This window comes from Nitrososphaera sp. (assembly GCF_037447015.1).
Taxonomy (GTDB): domain Archaea; phylum Thermoproteota; class Nitrososphaeria; order Nitrososphaerales; family Nitrososphaeraceae; genus Nitrososphaera.
This window is the reverse complement of sequence record NZ_JBBIHK010000038.1, coordinates 1-17,880: the sequence shown is the minus strand read 5'-3', so window position 1 is coordinate 17,880 and position 17,880 is coordinate 1. Positions and strand designations below refer to the sequence as shown.

The 17,880-nt window shown below is 55.3% G+C and carries 19 protein-coding genes; 14 read left to right on the top strand and 5 right to left on the bottom strand.

Going from position 1 to position 17,880, the window contains the following annotated elements; all coding sequences use genetic code 11:
- The first annotated feature begins 141 nt into the window (after positions 1 to 141).
- On the top strand, positions 142 to 312 hold the full coding sequence (locus WKI84_RS11005; protein WP_337863603.1) for a hypothetical protein: 171 nt from the start codon (positions 142 to 144) through the stop codon (positions 310 to 312).
- Between the two features lie 101 nt (positions 313 to 413).
- Here the strand turns inward: WKI84_RS11005 and murI are convergent, their stop codons facing one another.
- Positions 414 to 1,217, bottom strand: coding sequence for a glutamate racemase (gene murI / locus WKI84_RS11000; RefSeq protein ID WP_337863602.1), 804 nt, complete (start codon positions 1,215 to 1,217; stop codon positions 414 to 416).
- A gap of 532 nt (positions 1,218 to 1,749) precedes the next feature.
- Here murI and WKI84_RS10995 point away from each other — a divergent pair.
- Entirely contained in the window at positions 1,750 to 4,473 is a 2,724-nt protein-coding gene (locus WKI84_RS10995) for a hypothetical protein (protein WP_337863601.1), read from the top strand.
- 181 nt (positions 4,474 to 4,654) lie between these two features.
- Here WKI84_RS10995 and WKI84_RS10990 read toward each other — a convergent pair whose 3' ends face one another.
- Both WKI84_RS10990 and WKI84_RS10985 read right to left on the bottom strand, forming a co-directional pair.
- Positions 4,655 to 4,984 (bottom strand): hypothetical protein, encoded by a 330-nt coding sequence (locus tag WKI84_RS10990; protein ID WP_337863600.1) that lies wholly within the window; start codon positions 4,982 to 4,984, stop codon positions 4,655 to 4,657.
- Positions 4,974 to 5,327, bottom strand: coding sequence for a 4Fe-4S binding protein (locus WKI84_RS10985; RefSeq protein ID WP_337863604.1), 354 nt, complete (start codon positions 5,325 to 5,327; stop codon positions 4,974 to 4,976). The genes WKI84_RS10990 and WKI84_RS10985 overlap by 11 nt, the downstream gene beginning before the upstream one ends.
- Positions 5,328 to 5,770: 443 nt before the next feature.
- Between WKI84_RS10985 and WKI84_RS10980 the strand changes: the two genes are divergently transcribed.
- From WKI84_RS10980 to WKI84_RS10955, 6 genes are all read left to right on the top strand, one after another.
- Positions 5,771 to 6,076: a hypothetical protein gene (locus WKI84_RS10980; RefSeq protein ID WP_337863599.1), complete on the top strand. Its 306-nt coding sequence runs from the start codon at positions 5,771 to 5,773 to the stop codon at positions 6,074 to 6,076.
- On the top strand, positions 6,073 to 6,288 hold the full coding sequence (locus WKI84_RS10975; RefSeq protein WP_337863598.1) for a hypothetical protein: 216 nt from the start codon (positions 6,073 to 6,075) through the stop codon (positions 6,286 to 6,288). The genes WKI84_RS10980 and WKI84_RS10975 overlap by 4 nt, the downstream gene beginning before the upstream one ends.
- 3 nt (positions 6,289 to 6,291) lie before the next feature.
- Positions 6,292 to 7,935, top strand: a complete 1,644-nt coding sequence (locus WKI84_RS10970; protein WP_337863597.1) for a hypothetical protein — start codon at positions 6,292 to 6,294, stop codon at positions 7,933 to 7,935.
- Positions 7,936 to 8,223: 288 nt separating this feature from the next.
- Positions 8,224 to 9,846: a patatin-like phospholipase family protein gene (locus tag WKI84_RS10965; RefSeq protein ID WP_337863596.1), complete on the top strand. Its 1,623-nt coding sequence runs from the start codon at positions 8,224 to 8,226 to the stop codon at positions 9,844 to 9,846.
- A gap of 157 nt (positions 9,847 to 10,003) precedes the next feature.
- Positions 10,004 to 11,761 carry a HAMP domain-containing sensor histidine kinase gene (locus WKI84_RS10960; protein WP_337863595.1) on the top strand — a complete coding sequence of 586 codons (1,758 nt, stop codon included), beginning with the start codon at positions 10,004 to 10,006 and terminating at the stop codon, positions 11,759 to 11,761.
- Positions 11,762 to 12,198: 437 nt separating this feature from the next.
- Positions 12,199 to 13,137: an SIMPL domain-containing protein gene (locus WKI84_RS10955; protein ID WP_337863594.1), complete on the top strand. Its 939-nt coding sequence runs from the start codon at positions 12,199 to 12,201 to the stop codon at positions 13,135 to 13,137.
- A 71-nt stretch (positions 13,138 to 13,208) separates the two neighbouring features.
- On the opposite strand, the gene WKI84_RS10950 is transcribed toward WKI84_RS10955, so the two are convergent.
- Positions 13,209 to 13,793, bottom strand: a complete 585-nt coding sequence (locus tag WKI84_RS10950) for a hypothetical protein (protein WP_337863593.1) — start codon at positions 13,791 to 13,793, stop codon at positions 13,209 to 13,211.
- Positions 13,794 to 13,848: 55 nt separating this feature from the next.
- Positions 13,849 to 14,433, bottom strand: coding sequence for a hypothetical protein (locus tag WKI84_RS10945; RefSeq protein ID WP_337863592.1), 585 nt, complete (start codon positions 14,431 to 14,433; stop codon positions 13,849 to 13,851).
- Between the two features lie 86 nt (positions 14,434 to 14,519).
- Between WKI84_RS10945 and WKI84_RS10940 the strand changes: the two genes are divergently transcribed.
- The 6 genes from WKI84_RS10940 to WKI84_RS10915 form a co-directional block, all read left to right on the top strand.
- Positions 14,520 to 14,714: a hypothetical protein gene (locus WKI84_RS10940; protein ID WP_337863591.1), complete on the top strand. Its 195-nt coding sequence runs from the start codon at positions 14,520 to 14,522 to the stop codon at positions 14,712 to 14,714.
- On the top strand, positions 14,696 to 14,935 hold the full coding sequence (locus tag WKI84_RS10935; protein ID WP_337863590.1) for a hypothetical protein: 240 nt from the start codon (positions 14,696 to 14,698) through the stop codon (positions 14,933 to 14,935). The genes WKI84_RS10940 and WKI84_RS10935 overlap by 19 nt, the downstream gene beginning before the upstream one ends.
- A 49-nt stretch (positions 14,936 to 14,984) precedes the next feature.
- On the top strand, positions 14,985 to 15,332 hold the full coding sequence (locus WKI84_RS10930) for a hypothetical protein (RefSeq protein WP_337863589.1): 348 nt from the start codon (positions 14,985 to 14,987) through the stop codon (positions 15,330 to 15,332).
- A gap of 151 nt (positions 15,333 to 15,483) precedes the next feature.
- On the top strand, positions 15,484 to 16,137 hold the full coding sequence (locus tag WKI84_RS10925) for a hypothetical protein (protein WP_337863588.1): 654 nt from the start codon (positions 15,484 to 15,486) through the stop codon (positions 16,135 to 16,137).
- A gap of 26 nt (positions 16,138 to 16,163) precedes the next feature.
- Positions 16,164 to 16,379: a hypothetical protein gene (locus WKI84_RS10920; RefSeq protein ID WP_337863587.1), complete on the top strand. Its 216-nt coding sequence runs from the start codon at positions 16,164 to 16,166 to the stop codon at positions 16,377 to 16,379.
- A 628-nt stretch (positions 16,380 to 17,007) separates the two neighbouring features.
- The coding region (locus WKI84_RS10915; protein ID WP_337863586.1) for a hypothetical protein at positions 17,008 to 17,880 on the top strand (873 nt) is incomplete at its 3' end.

Sequence of the window (17,880 nt, the reverse complement as noted above, 5' to 3'; positions counted from 1 at the left end):
GCCTGCATGTGCTTACAGGCAGACAGATCCCTGACCGGACAATTTTGCATGCACTGCCTGTCTTTCTTTTGCCAAGCTGTGCTATATTTCTCTGTAAGGTGATGCCGCGTTCCGCAAATAACGGTTTTCTCATACTAAACTATGAGCGACTCTGAACGCGTTGAGGAGCTGTACGCGCTCCTGAGAGAGTTTGGAGTTAACACCGACCTCTTGCAGACATACGACCTATCTGTAAATGAACTCGAGGGCCTATATCTTGGAATCAAAAAACTCGGGCAGAATGCCGTGAGAGCCAAAAAAGACCAATCATGATTGCGGCACATGGAGGAAGAAGAACGCCCCCTCCCATACGCTTTGCTGTACAAAAAAGAGATCTCTTGCTAACCGGTTATCCTTGTCGATAGGCGCATGATCTAAAACGTAAGAAAGACCTCTTCGACGGGCTCCCTTATGCCCATGGCCCTTATCGACTTCTCGAACTCGCGCTTGCCGTCAGAGACCATGATCTGCAGCCTGCCGCTCCCGCTCTTTTTGGCCATCCTGTTGAACGCAAGGAACTTTCTCACGTCCTTTGCGGCCATCTGGGCGGGGTCGATGAACCTGACCGTGGGCAGCAGGGCGTTGAGGTAGCGTTTCACAAATGGCAGGTGCGTGCTCGAAAGCGTTATCACGTCGATCTTCTTGTCCAGGTCGTCGTCGCCTAGCACCCTGGAAATAACGTCAAACGTCCTGCGCTCGTCCTCCAGGTGCACGCCCCGCTCGACAAGCTCGATTATGGGCGACGCGTCGAACCTGGCCACAAGGATGTGCTGCGGCACCTCCCTGCGTATCTGGATCTCCAGCTCCTTGCTCCGGATAGTGCCGGACGTGGCCATTATCCCGATGTGCTTTTTCTTTGTCAGCCTGGCGGCCTCCTTCAGCGGCGGCCGTATGCCTATCAGCGGCACGTCGGTCACCGCCCTGCGCACCTCGTCGAGCACCTGCACGGAGGGCGTGTTTGACGCCACCACGACGAGCTTGGGCTTGTAACGGAGGAGGTAGCGTATCGTGTTTATCATCAGCTCGCGCAGCTCCTGGTGCGACTTGCCGCCGTAGGGAAAGTGCGCCCTGTCTGCGAAATAAAGCAGGTCCTCTGCCGGTATCTCGCGGCGGAGCTCCCTGATTATAGAGAGCGAGCCTATCCCCGAGTCAAAGACGGCCACGGGATTGTTCGTCAACAGCTAGATGAAGAGCGCGCGGGCTATAAATTCCACAGCCTTCTTCTCTTTCTATCCCTGAAAACCGCTAGCGCGCGTTTCCAGTGGAAAACGGCAAAAACAATCGTTCTTTTATGCCTCCTTTGCGGATGCGTACAAGTGCGGCGGGAGAAAGTGCTTCTTTTGCTTACCAGCAGAGGCAGCTGCTGGCGTGTATCTCTTTGTCTTGTCCTGTGGCGTTTTTGCCTGGAGGGAGGCCGTGCATGCATGCGTGCGCGCGTTTCCAGCCTTCTACAAATACAAGCGTAGTTGTAGGTTCTTGTTAGTTCTTTTACGGGCGTCCCGTAGCTTTTGGAGTCGGCCGGTGCGCGCTCGCTGCATGATTTTGCTTTAACTGGCCGGGCCTTCCTTTGCATAAAAAATTGAAGAAATAGCGTCAAAAATGGGCAGAAACAGGTCATCCTGCTTTTATCTGCTCCGTGGCTATCTGTTCTGGTTGCAAAAGCTGGCCGCACAGGCTGTTTCTGTTTTTCTTATCGTCCTCATAATTTCGTTGGCATCGGCTGCCGGCGAAAAAAGAGGAGGAGGGGTAAAGGCAGCAGACGCGCAACCGGCAGTCGATGCAGGCAGCAAGATGCTCTTTGCCCGGACCTCCTTCTCTGAACCCCTGCCTTCCACGGAGATCTATGTCGCCAACTTGGACGGAACAGGCGCGTCCAGGCTCACAAATAACAACTATGCGGAAATAAACCCCTCCTGGTCTCCCGACGGCACGAAAATACTCTTCTCATCCTACAAAGACAGCAGAGACGACGGCTCGCTACGGCAGAGCCTGTATGTGATGAACGCAGACGGCACGGGGGTCAGGCGGCTGACTGCGGGGCTGATGACCAGCGACGACTCTCCCGCGTGGTCCCCGGACGGCTCCAAGATAGCATTCTCCCGCACGACCGTCTCGCAGAATAAATCCATCACCAAGATAAGCATACTGGACATAGACAGCGGGTCTGTTCGCACCCTGGGTGGAAGCGGGCTTCTTCTTCAAGACCGCATGCCTGCATGGTCCCCCGACGGGACAAAGATAGCATTCTCGGCATACGAAACCACCTGGCCCGGGGTCCACGTGTACGTCATGGACTCTGACGGGAACAATGCAAGGAGGTTGAGCCCCGCGCCTACCGACCAGGATTACTCTTACTATTCGCCCGCGTGGTCTCCCGACGGCACGAAAATTGCCTTTGCAAGCAATACGGGGATCTCTGTCATTAATCCTGACGGCACCGGCCTGCAAAAGTTTAGCAACAATTACACAAACAGTACAGGCGGCCTGAGCTGGCTCCCGGACGGCAAAGGAATAGCATTTTCAAGGTATGATGCAAAGGGCTCCGATAGCTTTGACATCTATGTGATGATGAACGCAGACGGCACGGGAATCGCCCCCTTGATCGTAAGCAGCCACGTAAACGAGGGTGCTCCCCAGTACCAAAAGAAGGACGGCGGCAGCAGCAGCGGCAGCAGCGCCACAGTCAATCTGGAGGAAAGGCTGAATGCCATCGCCGACCATGCAGAAAAATTGGCAGCCGACCTTGCGTCTGCGAACATCAAGTTTGTAGACCCTCTGCCTCCAGAGATTGGCCACAGGAAGGTTGCCTTCGTGCGGGAAGACGGACCAGACCCCGAGATATTCCTGATAGATACCGACGGGGGCGGGTTGAAAAAGCTGACCGACGACCGCTCTTCCGGCTACAACCCGGACTGGTCTCCAGACGGCAGGAGGATAGCGTTTGTCAGCAATCATGACACAAAGTCGGCAGCATTTCAGCTGTACACGATAAACGCCGATGGCACGGATCTGCGAAGGCTGACTAACGACCCGTCGTACATGGACATGAACCCCGCATGGTCTCCAGACGGCAAAAAGATCGCATTTACACGGTACCTTGCTTCCGGTTCCGGGGAGCTTTTTGGTCGAATAGCCGTCGTGGATGCCGCCGACGGCAGCAATCTTGCAATGCTGGCAGGGACAGGAGGAGGCATGGACGCCAGTCCAAGCTGGTCTCCAGACGGCAGCATGATCGCGTTTCACAGCTTCAGCATGACCCTGATAAACGGCACGTACGCCGGCACCGAGATTTTTGTGATGAACGCCGACGGCACCGGCGCAAGACAACTTACCCGCCCAGTACCGGGTTTGCAGAGCGTCAATGTCTTGCCGTCATGGTCTCCAGTAGATGACAGGATTGTGTTTATGACCAGAGAAGGCATTGCCGTCATCGATGCGGACGACAACGACGACAACAACGACGAGGACGCCGGCAGCGGCATGAAGCTGCTTGTGGAAGCCGAGTGGTTAGGCGACCCCTTCTGGTCCCCGGACGGCTCCAAGATCATATTCACCGGCCCAAAGGGGAACTATACCCGAGAGACCGGACCTACCGACTTTGGCCTCTTTATAATGGACCCTGACGGCACCCGTATACAGGGCTTTCTGGATGATGGCGATCCAGCCCACCGGGAAGGAGACGCAGACCTCAGTCCATATGCCATTGACGACGTCCCCCAACCGGTACCGCCGCCCCCAGCGGCAAACAAGGATTTGTTCTGCGGCCGGCCTGCCAGCGGATATGACCGGATTATCAGCGGTACCGAGGATGACGATACTCTCTTTGGAACAGGAGGCGACGACCTGATCCGGGGGTTTGGCGGCGATGATGCGATATTTGGCAACGCCGGAAACGACTGCCTTAAAGGAGACGATGGGAACGACATAATATGGGGAGGAGATGGCAGTGATACGCTGCTTGGAAACTCTGGAAATGACAAGATGGTAGGCGACGCCGGCAATGACATCCTAAATGGTAATGCGGGCGATGACAAGGTATGGGGCAGCGACAATGACGACGTGATACTTGGAGAAACAGGAGCCGACCTTCTCATAGGCGACGCCGGCAATGACATCATATGGGGAGGCAACGACGACGACAGAATCCTGGGGGGAGAGGGTAACGACACGATCTACGGCGACGGCGGGAGCGACAGGTTGTATGGGCAGAGAGGAGATGACCGCCTCCTCGGTGGTAGCAGCAACGACATAATTGTTGGAGGCATCGGCATGGACGTCCTGATAGGCGACAGCGGCGATGATAGAGCGTGGGGCAACGCCGGCAACGACATGCTCTATGACGATGGAGGCAACGACCTTCAAAACGGCGGCAGCGACAACGACACGTGCTATGACGTTATCGGGAATAACTCGTTCCTTAACTGCGAGGGATAAGAAAATCAATACCATACTTTTACTTGGGAGCGGCAGTATGGGGGATTAGCCAGGCGACTAGATATCCACCACCTGCCAGACATGGCAAACCCTCTACAATCATTTACCCCGGCGGCGTGGATCGTGGCTCGCATCATTTACTTTTCCCCACCCTCCATCTGTCGTGCTTCGTAACTTTTGCTCAGAGAAAATCAAGAAATAATGAATCTTTCTTTGAGGGCGGAGGTACTGTAAATCTGCTGCTCATTTGCCGCTTAGATATATGCGCCGATAATGTTACGGTGCCTTTGAAGAAGATGCTTGTTTTGGCTGCAATTCCGCCGGATATTGCAAAAATGCGTACTGCGATAATCTGTGGCAGAGCCTTTTCTTCATGACCAAAAATCCGCCGCAAGTTGACGCCCGTGAGGGAAGGGCAAGAACAGCAGCCAACTTGGCGGTGCAGGCGATCTGTTTTAGAATAGAAAGTAAGAAAGAAAAAGAGAATGTCTATCTCTCTGCTAGTGCGCATGGGGCGGCGGAGCGCTGCTTTTTGATAGTTGCTCGTTGAATGTCCCTGCCGCCTTTTCGTGATATTCCAGATTGGCCTGGTCGACTTTGATCGCCTGCGTAGGGCACACCGACACGCATGCCATGCACCAGATGCAGTCGTGTTCTCTGATGGGGTCTGACTTGTCCGTGTAGTCTTTTCTGCCTTCTTTGTCGTGGTCCTCGCCAGTGCCTGCACTTGTGGCATTTTGCATCTCTATGCCGGGTACATCCTGCTCCGTCCTGTACCACTGGTATACCTGAGTAGGGCACGCTTCTATGCAGGCGCCGTCGGCTATGCATGAATCCCAGTCAAGTGCAACCATCGTACCGTGCACCCCAAGCGGCACAAGCTGCTCGCCCCTTGCTTCGTACGCCTTCTTTACCTTTTCATTTTCGGCCGCTTCAGCTGCCGCCCTGCCTGGCCCCACCCCATACAAAATGAAAGTGCTCGCCGTCAGAATGCTTGTGCTTGCCTATGACCTGATGATGGTTCTTTGGGAAATCTGGATCGATTGGCATCTTACAGTGTGGAGCTTTGATTCTCTTATGAGTTGCGCTTTATCTGCACTTGCATGCAATCTGAAAGGAAGGCAGCATCTTCTGTCGCAAGCAGCCGCGAAACATATCTGTCATGGCCGCGCTACCCGCCACAGATTCGACAGCCCCGTTGGGATAAAACCTTATTAGAATACCTGCAAACTGGACAATCATGATTTTTGCTGCTCCCATGATGTGACAACCTGGCATGAGGAACATCAGCACTCTTGTGACGGCATTAACCCTCATCATCCTCGTCGTCGTGGTAGCAACGTCTGCGTTGGCGATACCCGGCTACGTCAACGATAATAATAGTAGTAGTAATAATGCAAGCGCATACTTGATCAACCTTAATGCTGAAGCAAGCGACCCTGCATCAAGAGGTCTCTGGTCTGCCACCGGATACGAAATGTACCATCTGGTTCCTTTGGCGGCTGCAGTCGCTCTTGCCGTGGCGGCAGCAGCAGTTTCGCTTGCAGTGTGTCATTATTATTTGCAAATAAGCGGCATGCAGGTGGGATTCGATAGAGGATGAAAAACAGCCTTGGCCCCGTCATAGTTGGACTGGCCGTTGGAATTGCATTCGTGCTATTATTTGCAATCTTTATTCCATCCCCTTCCTCCCCATCATCGTCGTCTTCTCCTTCTTTTGCGGCATCAGTTTCAGACAATAATCCAAATGCGTTGACAATGAACAAGAGCGGCAGCGAATGCACGTATTCACAGTCCGACCCGAAAGCAGAATAGCTGTTGTTGACATCGGATAATAGTAGCTTCTCAAGCCTCATAGAATTGAAGGAACGGACGTGGATCTCTGTTGTCAAGATTGCTAACCCTTCTGAAATCGTGAAAGGCAAATGCATCGTTGTCGTCTCGCAAGAGATTATCTCTGAAATACCAGCCCTCGTCAAGGCTATGAGCGGGGCAGACGGCTGTGCAGCTGGCACCGAGGTATGCGAAGTGTCTTATGGCATATCCTCTGCTACTGGAGATCCTTCCTTGGGTATAACCATATTGGACAAAGACGACTATGAGCTAACGGTATCGCACGACGAAGCCATTGAAATTGCAAAACAATTCAAAACGACGACAACTGGTCTTGGAATTGATGACGGTCATTCTGCTGCTGGAGCAGTAGTCTTGGCATACAACAACAGCTTTTACGCGCTGTACCTGCATACCGCAGACACCAAAGAAGGCATTGGTGCTCAGGTGGAAGCAAAATTCGTCGAGCCATCCACAGCAGCAGTAGTAGCAGCATACCCCACACCAGCAGTACTTGAGAAAGACCGGTCACTAAGCTACACTGTCATGCTAAAGACCTGGGCGACCTACGGCGGTCCTGCAGAGGTCGACTTGAGGGCTACCACTATGGCAGATTCGGGCCTCCAAGTCAGAATAGAGCCTGACCATCTGGTGATACCGGAAAGGAGCGAGGCCAAGGCCAAACTTGTTATCTCCAACTATGACGGCAGACCCGGAAATTACGAGATAAAGGTGGCAGGCAGAATAAACAATTCTTCAACCCTCTTTGGCCCGTGCGGCTTTGATAGCCAGTGCCCTGTAATCAAAGTGGGCGGCTCTGGATGGCAGATCCGTGACTATGGGGCGGGGCAAGGAATGGGGATGGCCGGCCAATGGCCCCCTGAAACTTTCAAGGTACAAGTTGTGACCGACAAACAGGCATATTCGCCGGGAGAAGCAGTAACCATCGAGGCATACCTAGTCAACGATGGGCCGGAAAGAGTTGTACTTGACAACGGAGCAAGTCTGGTCATTGCCATCGCAGGGGACAAGCACAAATTTCCAAACGGCTTTGTCTATACGATAGATGCCACGTACAATTCAGATAATGAGCCAATTATAGTAGAGCCGGGGACACGGCTGCTTCTGGCCCGGCCCTTCCAATGGGATCAAAAGAGCTTTGACTCTAGCCTAGTTCCTTTTGCAGTGGGAGAAGGCAGGTACTCTGTTTCCTTGGCGCTGTCCGGCCTCCAGAGCTATGTCATGCATGACGATAAAGAGGTAGTGATAGGCAAAGAACCTCATCCTCCTCCTTCTTCTTTAGAAGAATCGCATGATAGCTTTGCAGGGGTCACAATAACCATCCCCCAAGGCGTCTACGAAGACGACGGCAGCGGGCATTACTTTGATCCAGACATTGCCACAATACCTGCCATGACGCCCTTCAGGTGGGAAAACAGGGACTTTGTCCTTCACACGGCTACGTCAGGCACTCCGAGCTCTGACGGCATTGGCCAGATGTTCGACACCGGCCTTGTCGCACAGGGGCGGTATTCGCAGGCAGTTACGATAAGCGAACCTGGCAAATACCCGTATTTTTGTCAGCTACACCCTTGGATGACAGGTACGATAGTGGTAGTAAAGGGGTGACAGGCGTAATAATAATAACGTGTACATACGCGCCCCCGTTGATATTGGAAGCCGGCTGTTTTTGCCCGGCTTTTCTCAGGGCATCGGGAACATCGGGTGTCTCTTGTTGGCACTGCAATGCGATGCCAAGGTAAGGAAGGGATTTCCCTCCCCCCTCCCCTCTGCTTACCAGTAAAAACAAGCATAAACGCCCTCCTATAGAGATGGCAAATTCCAGAAGGAAAAAAGAAAAGCAATACCAAATTGCTTTTATCATAATGGGTGCCGTGATAACGATGGTATCCTGATATGGGAAATGACAACATACCCAAGGTCCAAAAGGCACTGGTGCTGCAGGGAGGAGGCGCCCTTGGCGCATACGAGGCGGGAGTCTTCAAGGCGTTCTACGACACTTTTTACAGAGGACAGGAGGGCGTGCCCTTTTTCGACATCGTGGCAGGCGCGTCGATAGGGGCAGTCAACGCCACGATCCTGGTGAGCCACGCCAAGAACAAAAAGACCTGGCGGGGCTCGTCTGACACCCTGCACCGCTTCTGGGGCGACATCTCTACCCCGGGCAGGCTGTCGCCCCCAGTGTGGCAGCCGCTCATGGGCTGGCTCGACAGCGGCTTTTTCAGGCAGGCGTGGAGCCTTGCCGCCGGCGCCCGGGAGGTCTGGAACGCGTACTGGGCGCAGTTTGGCCCGCTCCTTTCAAAGGCAGGCTATTACTACTACTGGCCGGCCGCGCTCTACTTTTACAGGCCGGACAGGCTGGGCCCGCTTGCAAGCGGCGACGCGGCAAGGAGGTACTATGCGTGGAGGCAGTTCCTGGCCCTCGGCACCCCAAACGTGCTTTCGCCCGGCATGATCCAGCCTGACGCCAAGTTCCTCGACCCGTCGTCGTCGCTTGTACGCTTTGACAACTCGCCACTTGCTAGGGTGATAGAGGAATACTGGCTCCCAGGTAAGGCGATTGCGACGCGGCTTGAAGACGGCGAGCCGAGGCTGCTCTTTGTGAGCGTGGACCTTGAAAGCGGCTCCACCGTCACCTTTGACAGCTATGAGAAAAAGACGGAGGTGGAAAGAGGAGGAGGGGAAGCGAAAGGGCAGGAGGACGAAGAGGCCGCAAAAAAGGCAGGCAACAGCAGCAAAAAGACGACGACGATGACAAGGCGGACGGTATACGGCGACGACAGGGCGACAAAATACGTCATCGATTACCCTGACGGCCTAGAGATGAAGCACCTGATGACCAGCATGTCGTCCCACCTGAGGTTCGAGTACCCTGCGCTTGAAGCCAGGGACAGCGGCAGCAGTAATGGCAGCGGCAAGGCGCACACCCGCCACTTTTGGGACGGGGCGTACCTTAGCAACACTCCGCTGAGGGAGCTCCTCCAGGCCCACCACGACTACTGGAGCGAGACAAGGGGGCTCAAGGAGGGCGTCCCCAAGCTTCAGGTATACATCGTCAACCTTTACTCAGGCGAGGAAAAGGACGTGCCGGCGGCCCCGGACGAGATCCAGGACAGGCAGTACGACATCCTGTTCCAGGACAGGACGAGGTACGACGAAAAGGTGGCGCACATCGTGTCCGACTATATCGGCCTTGGCAACAGCCTCAAAAGCCTTGCAGAAAGATCGATATCCAGGATCAGCGACGGCAGGGCAAGGGCGGCGATGGAGCAGGAGCTCAGGGCCATACTGGACACCCGTGCCAGGAGCTCTACCCGGGACGGGCGGGACCGGCGCTACAGCAGCCTCTTGGACGGGCGGTTCGAGGTGGAGGTCTTTAGGGTGCAGAAACTGGCAGACGGCAGGCGCGACATATACGGCAAGGCGTTTGACTTTTCGGCCACCTCGATAAAGGAACTCCTCTCGCAGGGCGAAAGCGACGCCCTTGCCCAGATCAAAGAAGGCAGGGTGGGCTGGTAGCAAAGAGAAATGGGGGCAAAAGTAAGTAAAATGCACTGGCTAGCCTGCCACCGCAGATCCGACCCTCTTCTTTGTACGCGGCTTCTGTAATAAAATGCGCCTTTTTAAGGGCAGGACAGTAACATTTACTTGTAAATGGTACTGCATACTAGCAGTATTGGAGGAACCTGCAAACGGGAGGGCAGAGCCGCGCGCCAAGAAGATAACTACAGAGGTGCTCTACGGGACGGAAAACGCCGTGTCCCGGGGCGCGCAGTTCATGGAGCGCGCAAAAGAGAGGATGGACCTGTGCTACGGCAAGGAGGCGCCGTCCATCGTAATCGAGGTGGACACGTACAGGAAAGGGTACAGGGGCGTCCAGAGCAGGGGCGGCAGGATAAGGGTGATAACCGAGATCACGAAGGAGAACATCGGCTACTGCCGCCAGCTGGCCGGCATAGTTGACGAGCTGCGCCACATGGACGGCGTCAGGGGCGGGCTGGCGGTGAGCGAGGGCGAGTACATGGCCACCATCGCCGAGTTCAGGGAGGGCAAGCCGCTGACGCAGGTGATCTATAGCAACTCGCCCGTCCTTGTAGACCAGCAGCAGTACATATTCGACAGCCTGTGGAAGAGCGCCGTCCCGGCCGAGGACAAGTTTGCAGAGATAGAGCGCGGGATAGAAGTCCAGAGCACGAGGACGATTTCAAGCCTGCAGGAGGCGCAGGAGCGCATATTTGACACCATCCGGTCGGCAGAGGAGCAGCTGCTCATCCTGATCTCGGACCTGGAGATGATCGACCAGCAGATGACCCTCAACCTGGAGCACACGCTGAGCAAGGTCTCTGCGAAAGGCAAAAAGAAAGAGATCAAGGTGCTCCTGCCGGCATACGGCCAGAAAAAAGAAGATGAGGGGGAGGAGGGAGGAGAAAATGACGCCCCGCAGTCTCCCATGTTCAGGGCCCTTTCGTCGATCCCCGGCGTGAACCTGCGGATCATGCGGGAGGAGCTGGACCAGAGCCTCATAATCGTGGTGGCCGACAAAAAGAGGGTCGTGTTCGGCGCGCTCGGGGCAAAGCGCAGCGCCGGTAACGGCGGGGGCAGCAGGGAGATGGGCATCTATTCCAGCAACAAGGCGATAGCGTCGACCTATTCCATGATCATAAACACACTGTGGAACCACATCGAGCTGTACGGCAAGCTGCAGGAGCTGGACGAGCTGAAGGAGGAGTTTGTGAACATTGCCGCGCACGAGCTGCGCACGCCGGTCCTCCCCATAATACTGAGCGCAGAGGTGCTCGCCGAGGAGGCCGGAGGGGTGGCCGACGAAAAGATCGCCATGATCCTGCGAAACGCCAGCAGGCTGAACAGGCTGACAAACCAGATCCTCGACATAAGCAGGCTTGACAGCAACACCCTGCAGCTCCGAAAGGAGAACGTGGACATTGTTGCAGTCGTGCAGGAAGCGGCGGGCACCAGGCAGATGTTTGGCCGCGATAGCAACCCCGACGTGGAGGTCGTGGTGAAATCGCACCTGAAAGAAAAAAAGGCGCTGGCGCTGGCAATCGACAAGGAGAGGGTGATGGAGGTGCTGTTCAACCTGCTGGACAACGCGTTCAAGTTCACGAAAAAAGGCACCATAACGGTGAGCCTGACCGAAGAAGGAGGAGGAGAGGGCGGTGGTTTTGTCAGGATCGACGTTTCGGACACCGGGACTGGGATAGACAGCTCGATTGCAGGCAGGCTCTTTACCAAGTTTGCGTCCAAGTCGGCCGTCGAGCTCAAGGGGACGGGCCTCGGGCTTTACCTGTGCAAAAAGCTTGTCGAAGCGCACGGGGGAAGGATATGGGCCAGGAACAACGAAAACGGCGTGGGGGCCACGTTTTCGTTCACCCTGCCTATCGCTGCTGCTGATGCTACTGCAGCAGCCGGCTGAACACGGCTGCTGTTATTGCTGGCTGCTGCCCCCGGCTGCCTTGCATCTATCTCTCTCTGCCCCATCGCCGCCTGCCATCCCATGTAACATTATACCGGACCTGGCGACTTTATCCTGTTCTAGAATCAAATGAGCGTTTAAATATTAGGCTGACCTAATTAGGCATGCCTAATTTCCGCTCCAAGGAAGTATGGCATTGGCATCTACGAACGAACGAGACGGACAGTGGAGAAACAACACCAGCAGCAAGTCGAATCACCTCCTGCCCGGCTGTGCATACACACACGTGTGCGCGCTGCCGGGCAGGGCCTAACCATTCTTCTGCGGATTCTTGCCCTCATGCCACGGATGCGCCCATTTATGTGAACCAACAAGCGCATTGCAGAATCCTTTGTAGGCGGTAGGCTTACCTATCATAATTCCCTACGAGTTATCTGATGTCAAATGGAAATCCCGTACAAAAGGCCGTCCTGCTCGCAGGCATAATTGCGGCAGGGCTTTTGGCGGCCGCTTTTTCCACAAACCAGCTTATACCGTCGTCGCTGGTGCAAGACGCGACGGCACAACAGCAACAGGTGCGCAGTGGCAACCAGACCGGCGGCTGGACTGGCAACAACAACATGACCAAGATGTCGACGCTTTCCACCTCCGGCATGGCGTTGACGCAGGTGCAGCCTGACAAGTTCATGGTGACTGCCGGCGTGACTACCAACAGCACGTCGGCGCGGGACGCAGTGTCTGCCAACGCAAGGCTGATGGGGAACCTCACCGCGGCCCTCGAAGACTTGGGCGTGCCCCGCGAGCAGATGGGCACGAGCAGCTACAACCTCTACCCGGTATACAAGGCCAAGACGCCGGAAGGCGTTGACAGCAGGATGTGCGAGATCTACCCCCTGCCCCCGGAGTGCCAGCCTGGCCAGGAGATAGCGGGCTACAGGGTGACAAACACGCTGAGCGTCACCCTTGACGTGAACGGCACGATATCGGCCGGCGAGGTGATAGACGCGGCGGTAGGCGCAGGGGCAAACGAGGTGAACGGCGTGCTCTTTTTCATCTCCGACGAGCGCCAGCAGCAGATCCGCGACACGCTGGTGGGAGAGGCAATCGCCAACGCAAGGCACAGGGCTGACATTGCCGCAGGCGCGCTGGGCACCAGCATAACCGGGGTGCAGTCGGTCACGGTAAACGACCTGCAGTTCCCGATATTCTCAAGGGGCCTTGGGCTGGCAGAATCAGCAGCCGGCGGCACGCAGCTCCTGCCCGGCCAGCAGCAGGTCTCGGCAAACGTGAGCATAACCTTCTACATCGACGACACGATGTCACCACCACCGTCACCATCATCGTCGTCGCCGTCGGCAGGAGGGGGCACTAGATAAGGAAAGAAGAAGAAAAGAAAGGGAAAAGCGGTAAAAGAAATCCCCATCTTCTTTTTTCTTTTTATTTTTCTCTACAACAGCTCGTTCTTTCTTATCCTGTCTGCAAGCGTCCCCTGCTTTACCTCTTCGACTTTCAGGAATTCGACTGCGTCGACGTGGGCGTAGCTTGGCATCACGTCGAACTTGGACGGCCTGGTCAGGTCATGCCAGCCGAACTTGATGAACGTGCGGCCGCCGTACGTCTCTTTGAACGTGCGCAGGCTCGACAGGCTCGAAAACGACCTGTACAACACATAGTTTATTCTGCCTGCGTCCATCTCTAGCGGGTAGGCAATAAACTCGTACTTGGACGGGTGCTCGACAAAAATAGCGTGAAAGATCCTGCCATTATTGTTGTTGCTGCTGTTGCCGCTGCCCTGCTGCCCCCGGCCGCCTTCCTGACCCATCACCCTCGTCCAGCCCTTTTCCGCGTTGTGCCTCGAGTCAAATATGGGGGCTATCACATGCTGCCGCTCGTCGCCAAAGTACCCCATGCCCAGGAACTCGGAGAACCGCACGATTGGGGGGAGAGGCGGTTTTTGCTGCTGCGGGTTGCTGCCGTCATCATCCTTGTTGCTATTGCTGGGAGTGAAAGGGTGTGGTGGAGGGGCCGACACGTTGTATATGCGCGCTCGCTTGAAAAAGAGTGGGGATTTTCCGCATTTTATTACTTTACTTTTGCCCAAACCACACGTACACGGGTATGAGCGGGTGGTGGTGGCGGCGGCCCGGCCCGAGCTCCTGCTCGTTCTTTTTGTTGTAGCACACCATGACCATCCTGCCCAGGAGCGCCGGCCTTACGTCGCGGGTGAGCTCGCCTTCCTTCAGCGGCCCGTACAGGCCGAAAAAGTATTCCTGCCTGTGGTATGCTACATGCTGCGCAAAGCAGTCCGACAGTATCGAAGGGTCTCCTGCGAGCCTGCCCTGCCTGCCCTCCACCGAAAGCTGGAGCTCCCTGTTGAGGTACTTGCTCCTGATGTATTCAGTGTCGAGCCTGCCTGCAGGGCCGTTGAGGTAGCCGTCTATGTCGATTGCCATCTGGCCGGCCGTGCGCTGCGCCAGGTCCGCGACCTGCTGCACCTGCTCGGGCCTGACTCCCGCGCTCTTGCCATAGATGTACATCAGGCACATCGTTTCGTCCCCGGCGATGAACGGGAACCCGCTCCTGCCTGCCACGAAATCGGCGATGCGGCTGCCGATGTCGTCTGGGAGCACCATCGCCATGTGCGAGTCGGAGGCTATTGTTGCGGCTGCCACTGCTTTTTTGCAGAGGCGCTGACGGGTTTATAATAATATATGCCTCTGCTGCTTCTGCAAGCAATGACCGCTGGCTGCAAAGAAGCATGCAGCCTGGCCGCCTTTCAATAATAGCGATGATAGCGATTGCCGCAGCGGCAGTCGCGGCAGCAGTAGTAGTGGTGATGTTGTCCGTCTCTGCCGATGGCAAAAAGGATTATGACGTGCGGGTCAGCGCGCTGCTCGCCGAGGAGGGCGCTGGCAGGTACACGGGCGGCATCATATGCTCTCTACGCGGGTGACCGTGGAAAACACGGGCAGGCTGCCGCTCACAAACGTGCATGTCCAGTACCTTAACAATCCCGGCGGCATCAAGCTGGCGCCGGCCGACGTGCTTGACAGGCTGGAGCCGGGAGAGAAGGCGCACTTTTTCCCGGAGCTCGACCTGTCAGGCGGCTCGTACGTGGCAGTGGTGACCGCAGATAACGGGGTGAGCGCGACGTCGCGCTTTGGCATGCGCTAGGGGCAGCACTATTAAAGTAGCCGCCCGACGAGAGAAAGGCCATAGCAACATGTCATCATCATCGTCGCAGCAAAACAACAACATAGACGGCACGAAAAAGGTCTACCTCATAGTCCACGGCCAGCGCAACCTGCTAGAGCCGGTCAAGGACAGGCTGGCGGCCGCCGGCTTTAAGAAGGAGAACATGGAGATGGCAAGCCTCGACAAGGCTGGCAGCGCAGGCGAGTACTGCGCCCTGCTGTGGCCGCCGATGGCTCCCACCGACATCTCGGTGAGCCAGATAACCGGCCCGGCGGAGCAAGCTGCCGGTGGTGGTAGCGGTGGCGGCAGCGGCCGCGGCATGGGCGCATGGGGCTCTGTCGCCATGAAGCCGGTGCTAAAGCTCCCTCTGAAGTAAAAAAGAAAGAGAAAGGGAGGCTGCCTTTGCAGCTTTTTTCTGTTTTTTACGTCGATGCCGCAGGCGCCTCAACTGCCCTGCGCGATAGCTAACCCGCTTGTTTACCGGATTATACACCCGAAATTAATAACGAAAAGCATCATGCGTTGCCATGACTGGCTTCGACAAGAACTGGAGCAACCAGAGCCGAGCCTCGGCTGGCGAGAAGCTGAAGGAGACCCTGAGACCGCAGGGGCCGCTAAAGCCGAGGATCGAGACCGCAGTCAACAAACTCCAGCTGCAGACATCAAAATTAGACACAATGATCGCCAAGCTGAACGAGAGGGACGCCTCGCTTTTCAGGCGCGTCGTGGACGCGATGCAGAGGCACGACGCCGACACTGCAAAGGTGCTCTCAAACGAACTTGCGGAGGTCCGCAAGATTTCCAAGACACTCTCGCAGGCCAAGATGGCGCTTGAACAGGTATCCATGAGACTTGGGACGATACACGACCTCGGAGACGCGATGGTGGCTCTGGGCCCGGCGATGACCTCGATAAAGGGATTAAAGTCGAGCCTCGGGCGCTTTGTGCCAGGCGCGGACGCTGAGATAGGCAACATGCAGAACCTGCTCAACGGCATAATGATGGACTCGCTCCAGGGCGGGGGTGTGGGCATAGACGTCAACACCGGCTATGGCGGCGACATCGACCAGATAATGATGGAAGCGTCGGCGGTGGCGGAGCAGAAGGTGAACGACAGGTTCCCCTCAATCCCCTCGTCATCGTCGTCCGGCTACGCTGCGGAGGGCAGCCAGCAACAGTAAACAAAAAGGAGTGGATGGAGAGAAACATGGCATCTCGTGCAGGGATAATCGGGATATTTGCGGCAGTCGGCTTTGTCGTGGGCTTTTTTGCGTTCCTCGCATCGCCAGTGATAGGCAAGGCGCTCGTAGAGTGGATCCCGACGCTGATGGTGGACCCAAGCATCGTCTTTGCGGCGATGACCGGAGCAGTGGGCGCTGCGATAAGCACCATAACGGTGACTGCGTGGGCAAGAAGGGCCTAAACCCTCTTTTTTTCTTTCTTTTCTAAAATTATTGTCTTTTGATGATTTTGTTGCACAATGAGATGCAATCAAACCATAGCCGCTGCTGATTCTGTTTCTCCCTGAAATCGCTAGCGACCTGCTGTGAACCTGTAGTGTCGATAGAGGCTTCTTTGTTTGAAAGCATAGCCTGATCCAGACATCTTGAACTTGCGGCTTGATCGAGTGTGACAAGTCACCCGGGCTCGTAGACATGCACATTTTTTATAGATTCCGGCTGGAGAAGTGACATGTTTGTTATCGCTGCATTAATCCTGATACCAAGTACATCAGACAGCACATAGTATACATTAACAACGTTGGAGATATGACAAACGCTATCCCGAACAAGTATGCTCCGATGACCACACGCTTTGGCGCGCTTTCAGGCTTTGGCGAGGGCGATGGTTTGGCTTTGACAGCCTCGGAACAGATCTGCGCGACAATTATTTCGTATTCGTCCATAACGGCCAAGCATATTACATGATAGAGTGGGAGAACAGAATAAACTCACATCCATGATGACCTATGACATTGTATACTATGTGGTCATTGCCGCCGTCCTTTTAATATCACGAGTATCAAGGATCAATGGAGCGCAGAGTGAGTTATGCTCGACCGCATGGCATGTCTGATGGCGGGTATCGTCATGGTGGTGGCCTTGGCAGCCTTGGGCGCTCCGGTAGCCGTCAAGGCGGCCGAGCTCTTTGCGGTATTGCTTCCAAAAGAAGACCGTGCCGTAGTAGAGCTTATGCAATCATCAATCCTGATCAAGGTAAAGGCCGATCCCGGCAGCTCTATAACCCAGAGGATAGAGGAGGCAATTTCACAAGAAGGCGGAGAGATAACCCGCTCTTTCATCGATTTTGCTGGAAATGGTGGCGGCCCTGATGACTCGTCCAAGGTTGCAGAAACAATAGTTCAATCTCTTAACGACAAATTGGCAAAAGCTGGATCTGGTGCGCGCGTAGAATCTGCCACATTCTCCTTCGCAGAAAGGGTATGGAAAAAAGATGCAGATGCCTCCTCCTTAGTCATTGGTGTGAAACTGCAGGTGACAAACATGACTATCACAAACGTGGCATCAGCAGCAAAAGAAGGCGACAGTAGCGCTTTTCTTGTCAACGTGGGCTGGAAGAACCTGCTAGATATCGACAAACCAATCATCGCGTCGGTTGCAACCATTTCCAATTCTGAAGTTCTGGTGGAAACGGACATCAATAGCGCAGGAGGCATAATACGGACGCTGGATCCTGCGCTGGAGAAGATGATCGACAGTGACCCTGAAATCAGAAATGCGCTTTCCTCACCAATCCTGACTTTCGATGCCGTAGATGTTGTTCCGATAAGCGAGTGGCGCTTTCTGTATGACGAATCGGTCTGCACCGCTCCCTTTGCAAGTGTGCCTGACCCTCTTGTATCTATGATTAAGTGTAGAGTGCCAGAGTTAATGTCCATGTTTGTTGCCAGAATCTCTGTCCAT